Source organism: Clostridium coskatii (genome assembly GCF_001675205.1).
Lineage (GTDB): Bacteria > Bacillota > Clostridia > Clostridiales > Clostridiaceae > Clostridium_B > Clostridium_B ljungdahlii.
Genome location: NZ_LROR01000002.1, coordinates 1 through 537, shown reverse-complemented (window position 1 = coordinate 537; position 537 = coordinate 1). Strand labels below are relative to the sequence as shown.

Here is a 537-nt window from a genome sequence, read left to right as displayed (position 1 = left end):
CGGCCTTTGAAGCGTTATAATCTTCCAATTTAATCAAAGCAATTTCAGATGCTCTTAAACCACATCTATAAGCAACTCTAAAAATTGCTAAATCTCTAACTGCATGTATATTATCTAAATTTATGATAGCGTTAAAAAGGCTTTTTGTTTCCTCCTGAGTAAAATATTTTATTTTTTTATTACCGGTTCTTTCCATTTAGTTTCCTCTTTTCAAAATAATTGTACAATATAAATATTTTGTATAATAAATTATAGCATAATATTGAGTAAAATCCAATTATTATGAAAACAGTATTAAAATAATGTTGTAATTTACAGAATAATGAAGAAATAAATATCATAATTTAAAATTTGTGGAATTATATTGGAAGAATAAAACAGTAAATAGGTATAAAATTCTTATTTTTCGGACAAAATATTTATATTGTACAATTATTTTGAAAAGAGGAAACTAAATGGAAAGAACCGGTAATAAAAAAATAAAATATTTTACTCAGGAGGAAACAAAAAGCCTTTTTAACGCTATCATAAATTTAG

Annotated in this window: 1 protein-coding gene; it reads right to left on the bottom strand. The window is 23.5% G+C overall.

Annotation, left to right across the window (positions count from 1 at the left end; translation table 11 throughout):
- Positions 1-196, bottom strand: a 196-nt coding sequence (locus tag CLCOS_RS00010) for a tyrosine-type recombinase/integrase (protein ID WP_153042885.1), incomplete at its 3' end; no start/stop codon positions are given.
- Between the last annotated feature and the right edge of the window lie 341 nt (positions 197-537).